This is a genomic window from Erwinia sp., assembly GCF_031978025.1.
Taxonomy (GTDB): domain Bacteria; phylum Pseudomonadota; class Gammaproteobacteria; order Enterobacterales; family Enterobacteriaceae; genus Erwinia.
In genome coordinates this window covers 1-5,443 of record NZ_DALZCD010000281.1, presented here as the reverse complement: position 1 = coordinate 5,443, position 5,443 = coordinate 1, and the positions used below count along the sequence as shown (strand labels likewise).

The window sequence follows — 5,443 nt, the reverse complement described above, 5'->3', positions numbered from 1 at the left end:
TACGCGACGTGCACCGGCGTTGTCGGCGACGTGCAGCATCGTCTGTTCTTGGATCATTTTAGAGCTCCGCTAATGTCAACTACTACTTCGGGACCTGATTCAGGTCGTATAAAAGCCCCATTATTGAGGGCGCAGCATTATAACACCGCATCTCGCATATGGGTAGAAAAAATAAACGACTCATATCGAGTCGATATTTGATCCTCTAATTGAGGAACGCGACATTCTAAGGAATTGTTCCCCCGGTAGCAATCGTAATCTGCACACTTCTTCAGCTTGATGGGCGTTTAAACACGTCATTCTGTCAATGACGCCTGAAAAAGACGGTTTTTTGACCACCTTTTATAATGATTTTGCTGCTCAGGGGTAAAGCGTGGCCGCGAGCGCGTTGTGCTCCATAAGGGTTTTGTCTAACTCTATCAATGTTAACTGCCCTTTATCGACCACAACTTTGCCATTAATAATGCTGTAAGCTACCGAACCCAAATTACAAAAGACCAATGCAGTCAGCAGATCATGTTCGGTGCCTGCCATTCCCGGACGATTGAGATTGAAAACGGCAATATCCGCCATCATGCCCGGTGCGATAGCGCCGACGTCGTCGCGGTTCAGAACTTTTGCTCCCTTAAGCGTTGCCGGTTCTAACGCCTGCCTGGCCGTCATGGCATCCGGGCCAAAGCCGACCCGCTGCAGCAGCATCGCCTGACGGACTTCGCCTATCATATCCGCCGTATCGTTTGACGAGGAGCCATCTACGCTTAGTCCTACATTGACGCCTGCATTCAGCATCCTTGTGACCGGTGCGATACCTGAAGCCAGGCGCATATTGGAACAAGGGCAATGGGCGATACCCGTTCCGGTACGAGCAAAAAGTTTGATGCCTAGTCATCCAGCTTTACGCAGTGAGCATGCCAGACGTCATGTCTTACCCAGTCCAGTTCTTCAACATACTGTGCCGGCGTACGATTGAATTTTTCCTGACTGTAGCGAACATTGTTATTGTTTCCGTCAGATGGGTATGCAATGAAACGTTAAAATTGCGGGCCAGGCTGGCTGGCTCATCAGCTCCTGACTCATCGAAAAAGGCGAACAGGGCCCCCAACAATCCGCAGCATCGAGCCGCGTCTGGCTTCGTGATAACGCTCAATGACCCGCTGGGTGTCAGTCAGGATTGCCGCTTCGTTTTCAACCAGTGCATCCGGCGGCAGCCCTCCCCTGCTCTGTCCCAGACTCATGCTGCCGCGACTGGCATGAAAGCGCATTCCGGCAGCAGCTTCAATACTGTCATCCGGGCGACAGCCATTAGGCCAGAGATAAAGATGACCGCTGATCGTGGTACAGCCGGAGAGGATAAGCACGGCCAGCGATATCATGGTCGAAATGCGGATCGTCTCCGGCGTTAATTTCTGCCAAAGAGGATAAAGGTTGGTGATCCCTTTAAACAGTTCGCCATCCTGTGCGGGAGGAATAACCTGCGTCAGGCTCTGGTACATATGGTGATGAGTATTAATCAACCCGGGAACGCAATATGTCCCTTCAGATCGATAACGTCATCCGCCTGCAGCGGCAGCGTTTCAGCTTTGCCGACCGCCGTAATGACATTGCCTTTTATTAATATGCTGCCATGGCGAATCTCTTGTCTTTCATCATCCATAGTGGCAATCAGATCGGCATTTTTCAGCAGCAGTGTTCGTTCAGGATCCACAGAAGGTTGTGTCTGCCTTGCTGCTATTAAAGAAGGGGTGGCGGCAAAGAGTTTAGAAGAGGCGGCAAGCAGCGGTAAGTCAGCAACAGCCGATGAGTCTGATCGGGTCGATTGTGCATATTGGCTTTCCATGTCGTTTCCCGAAACAAGGCATGACTCCTACGCGCCCTGCGTAAGTTCACTCAGCATGACTGAGCGTAAGCCTATCTTAAGCCTTACAGAAAAATTTAACGCGCTCCCGATCATTGGGCATTTGTCGTGGTCAGGAAGCTTTGTAAAGGCAGGCAAAGCGGACGGGAAAACAGGAAAAGCAGAAAAGAAAAAACCCCCGCAAGCGGGGGTTTTTCACAGAGAAGAAGTTCTTACAGAACCGCTTTCTCTATAACGCGAACCAGGGTCCAGGACTTGGTCTTGGACAGTGGGCGGCATTCACGGATTTCAACCTTGTCGCCGATACCACATTCATTGTTCTCGTCATGTACGTGCAGTTTAGTCGTACGCTTAATGAACTTACCGTAGATTGGGTGTTTCACGAAACGTTCGATAGCTACAACAATGGATTTCTCCATTTTGTCGCTAGTCACACGACCTTGCAGAGTACGGATTTTATCGGTCATTACGCACCCGCCTTCTCAGTCAGTAAAGTCTTAACGCGTGCAACATCACGACGCACTTGCTTCAACAGATGAGTCTGTTGCAGCTGGCCGGATGCTGCCTGCATGCGCAGGTTGAACTGCTCACGCAGCAGGTTAAGCAGCTCAGTGTTCAGCTCTTCAACGCTTTTCTCACGCAGCTCTGTTGCTTTCATTACATCACCGTCTTAGTTACAAAGGTGGTTTTGATAGGCAGTTTTGCTGCTGCCAGCTTGAATGCTTCACGGGCCAGCTCTTCCGGAACACCGTCCATTTCATACAGGACTTTACCAGGCTGGATCAGGGCAACCCAATACTCAACGTTACCCTTACCTTTACCCATACGCACTTCCAGCGGCTTCTCGGTAATTGGTTTGTCCGGGAATACACGGATCCAAATTTTACCTTGACGCTTAACTGCACGGGTCATAGCACGACGTGCTGCTTCGATCTGACGAGCAGTCAGACGACCACGGCCAACAGCTTTCAGACCGAAAGTACCGAAGCTAACATCCGTACCCTGCGCCAGACCACGGTTGCGGCCTTTGTGCACTTTACGGAATTTTGTACGCTTTGGTTGTAACATCAGCGACTCTCCTTACTTACGGCCTTTACGCTGCTGCTTTTTAGGTTGAGCAGCCGGTTCCGGTTGTTCAACAGCAGCCATACCACCCAGGATCTCGCCTTTGAAGATCCATACCTTAACGCCGATTACACCATAAGTGGTGTGCGCTTCAGAGGTGTTGTAGTCAATGTCAGCACGCAGGGTGTGCAACGGCACGCGGCCTTCACGGTACCATTCGGTACGCGCGATTTCAGCACCGCCCAGACGGCCACTAACTTCAACTTTGATCCCTTTAGCGCCCAGACGCATTGCGTTCTGTACAGCACGCTTCATCGCACGGCGGAACATCACACGACGCTCCAGCTGAGAAGTGATGCTGTCAGCAACCAATTTAGCGTCCAGTTCCGGTTTACGGACTTCGGCGATATTGATCTGTGCAGGAACGCCAGCGATATCCGCTACGACCTTGCGCAGTTTTTCTACGTCTTCGCCTTTCTTACCGATCACGATGCCAGGACGAGCGGTGTGAATAGTCACACGGATGCTCTTAGCCGGACGCTCGATAACGATACGAGAGACGGACGCTTTAGCCAGTTCTTTAGTCAGGAACTGACGTACTTTAAAGTCGCTGTCCAGGTTGTCAGCGAATTCTTTGGTATTTGCGAACCAGGTAGAGTTCCAGGGTTTAACAATACCCAGGCGAATACCATTAGGATGTACTTTCTGACCCATTGCTAGTCTCCAGAGTCTCAGCGATCGGACACAACCACAGTAATGTGGCTGGTGCGCTTCAGGATGCGATCTGCACGACCTTTTGCACGCGGCATAATGCGCTTCATGCTTGGGCCTTCGTCTACGAAGATCTTCGTGACTTTCAGATCATCAATGTCAGCGCCATCGTTGTGTTCGGCGTTAGCAATGGCAGATTCCAGAACTTTCTTGACCAGTACAGCCGCTTTCTTATTGGTGTAGGTCAAAATGTCCAGAGCCTGCGACACTTTCTTACCGCGGACAAGATCTGCTACCAGGCGAACCTTCTGAGCAGAAGAACGAGCGTGGCGATGTTTAGCGATAGTTTCCATCTCTTCCTCCTGTTAGCGTTTCTTGGCTTTCTTATCAGCAGTGTGACCGCGATAAGTACGAGTCGGTGCAAATTCACCCAGTTTGTGACCGACCATTTCGTCGGAAACAAAGACAGGAACGTGCTGACGACCATTATGGACAGCGATGGTCAAACCGATCATGTTAGGGAAGATCGTTGAACGACGGGACCAGGTGCGCAAAGGCTTCTTGTCTCCGCTTTCCACCGCTTTCTCTACCTTCTTCAGCAAGTGCAGGTCAATAAATGGACCTTTCTTGAGAGAACGTGGCATGGCTTATCCTCTAAAATTATTTGCTACGGCGACGTACGATAAATTTATCAGTACGCTTGTTGCTACGGGTCTTCTTACCTTTAGTCTGCAGGCCCCAAGGTGAAACAGGGTGCTTACCAAAGTTACGACCTTCACCACCACCGTGCGGGTGATCGACTGGGTTCATCGCAGTACCGCGAACGGTAGGACGAACACCGCGCCAACGAGCTGCACCGGCTTTACCCAGAACGCGAAGCATGTGCTCAGCGTTGCCAACTTCGCCCAAGGTCGCGCGGCAGTCGGATTCGACTTTACGCATTTCACCAGAGCGCAGACGCAGGGTAACGTAGGAGCCTTCACGCGCAACGATCTGCACGTAAGCACCGGCTGAACGGGCAATCTGACCGCCTTTGCCTGGTTTCATTTCTACGTTGTGTACGGTGGAACCCACTGGGATGTTGCGCATCGGCAGGGTGTTACCCGCTTTAATCGCCGCATCAACGCCAGACTGAATCTGGTCGCCAGCTTTCAGGCCTTTAGGGGCCAGGATGTAACGGCGCTCGCCGTCTTTGTACAGAACCAGCGCGATGTTCGCGGAGCGGTTCGGATCGTACTCAAGACGTTCAACGGTTGCCGGGATACCATCTTTGTTGCGTTTGAAGTCAACAATACGGTAAGCCTGCTTGTGACCACCACCGATATGACGGGTAGTGATGCGACCATTGTTGTTACGGCCACCGGATTTGCTGTTTTTTTCTACCAGCGGGGCAAATGGTTTGCCCTTGTGCAGCTCCGCGTTTACCACTTTAACTACGTGGCGACGACCCGGAGATGTCGGTTTACATTTAACAACTGCCATTGTTCTTCTCCTCCGACTTACTCAGCGCCGCCGACGAAGTCCAGATTCTGGCCTTCTTTCAGGGTGACGTAAGCTTTTTTCCAGTCGTTACGACGACCAATACGCTGTCCGGAACGTTTAACCTTCCCTTTCATGATCAGGGTGTTAACTTCCTTCACTTCCACTTCGAAAAGCTTCTGTACAGCGGCTTTGATTTCTGCTTTGGTCGCGTCTTTAGCAACTTTGAGAACGATGGTGTTGGTTTTTTCCATCGCAGCAGACGCTTTTTCAGATACGTGCGGCGAGCGCAGTACTTTCAGCAGACGTTCTTCACGGATCATGCCAGCATCT

General features: G+C 51.2%; 8 protein-coding genes and 1 pseudogene. All 9 read right to left on the bottom strand.

The genetic code is table 11. From position 1 onward, the window contains the following. Positions 1 to 360: 360 nt before the first annotated feature. Positions 361 to 1,654 (bottom strand): annotated as a pseudogene (locus RTK32_RS18245) (8-oxoguanine deaminase). Between the two features lie 413 nt (positions 1,655 to 2,067). After that, on the bottom strand, positions 2,068 to 2,322 hold the full coding sequence (rpsQ, locus tag RTK32_RS18240; RefSeq protein WP_147200082.1) for a 30S ribosomal protein S17: 255 nt from the start codon (positions 2,320 to 2,322) through the stop codon (positions 2,068 to 2,070). Then, positions 2,322 to 2,513, bottom strand: a complete 192-nt coding sequence (gene rpmC, locus RTK32_RS18235; RefSeq protein ID WP_025902044.1) for a 50S ribosomal protein L29 — start codon at positions 2,511 to 2,513, stop codon at positions 2,322 to 2,324. The genes rpsQ and rpmC overlap by 1 nt, the downstream gene beginning before the upstream one ends. Continuing rightward, the gene (gene rplP, locus RTK32_RS18230; RefSeq protein ID WP_002438716.1) at positions 2,513 to 2,923 is read right to left on the bottom strand and encodes a 50S ribosomal protein L16; all 411 of its coding nucleotides are present in this window, start codon (positions 2,921 to 2,923) and stop codon (positions 2,513 to 2,515) included. Before rplP ends, rpmC begins: the two co-directional genes overlap by 1 nt. Before the next feature lie 12 nt (positions 2,924 to 2,935). Continuing rightward, positions 2,936 to 3,634, bottom strand: a complete 699-nt coding sequence (gene rpsC / locus RTK32_RS18225; RefSeq protein ID WP_002919766.1) for a 30S ribosomal protein S3 — start codon at positions 3,632 to 3,634, stop codon at positions 2,936 to 2,938. A 17-nt stretch (positions 3,635 to 3,651) separates the two neighbouring features. Further along, on the bottom strand, positions 3,652 to 3,984 hold the full coding sequence (gene rplV / locus RTK32_RS18220; RefSeq protein WP_000447532.1) for a 50S ribosomal protein L22: 333 nt from the start codon (positions 3,982 to 3,984) through the stop codon (positions 3,652 to 3,654). Between the two features lie 12 nt (positions 3,985 to 3,996). Continuing rightward, a complete protein-coding gene (rpsS, locus tag RTK32_RS18215) occupies positions 3,997 to 4,275 on the bottom strand; it encodes a 30S ribosomal protein S19 (RefSeq protein ID WP_013204132.1) in 279 nt (92 codons plus the stop codon). A gap of 16 nt (positions 4,276 to 4,291) precedes the next feature. Next, a complete protein-coding gene (rplB, locus tag RTK32_RS18210; RefSeq protein WP_125290981.1) occupies positions 4,292 to 5,113 on the bottom strand; it encodes a 50S ribosomal protein L2 in 822 nt (273 codons plus the stop codon). A gap of 17 nt (positions 5,114 to 5,130) precedes the next feature. After that, positions 5,131 to 5,433, bottom strand: a complete 303-nt coding sequence (gene rplW / locus RTK32_RS18205; RefSeq protein WP_312046471.1) for a 50S ribosomal protein L23 — start codon at positions 5,431 to 5,433, stop codon at positions 5,131 to 5,133. Between the last annotated feature and the right edge of the window lie 10 nt (positions 5,434 to 5,443).

What these genes read in the sequence shown, in the direction of transcription:
- rplB (WP_125290981.1), bottom strand. Translation starts at nt 5,113, where the DNA reads ATGGCAGTTGTTAAATGTAAACCGACATCTCCGGGTCGTCGCCACGTA.
- rpsC (WP_002919766.1), bottom strand. Translation starts at nt 3,634, where the DNA reads ATGGGTCAGAAAGTACATCCTAATGGTATTCGCCTGGGTATTGTTAAA.
- rplV (WP_000447532.1), bottom strand. Translation starts at nt 3,984, where the DNA reads ATGGAAACTATCGCTAAACATCGCCACGCTCGTTCTTCTGCTCAGAAG.
- rplP (WP_002438716.1), bottom strand. Translation starts at nt 2,923, where the DNA reads ATGTTACAACCAAAGCGTACAAAATTCCGTAAAGTGCACAAAGGCCGC.
- rpsQ (WP_147200082.1), bottom strand. Translation starts at nt 2,322, where the DNA reads ATGACCGATAAAATCCGTACTCTGCAAGGTCGTGTGACTAGCGACAAA.
- rplW (WP_312046471.1), bottom strand. Translation starts at nt 5,433, where the DNA reads ATGATCCGTGAAGAACGTCTGCTGAAAGTACTGCGCTCGCCGCACGTA.
- rpmC (WP_025902044.1), bottom strand. Translation starts at nt 2,513, where the DNA reads ATGAAAGCAACAGAGCTGCGTGAGAAAAGCGTTGAAGAGCTGAACACT.
- rpsS (WP_013204132.1), bottom strand. Translation starts at nt 4,275, where the DNA reads ATGCCACGTTCTCTCAAGAAAGGTCCATTTATTGACCTGCACTTGCTG.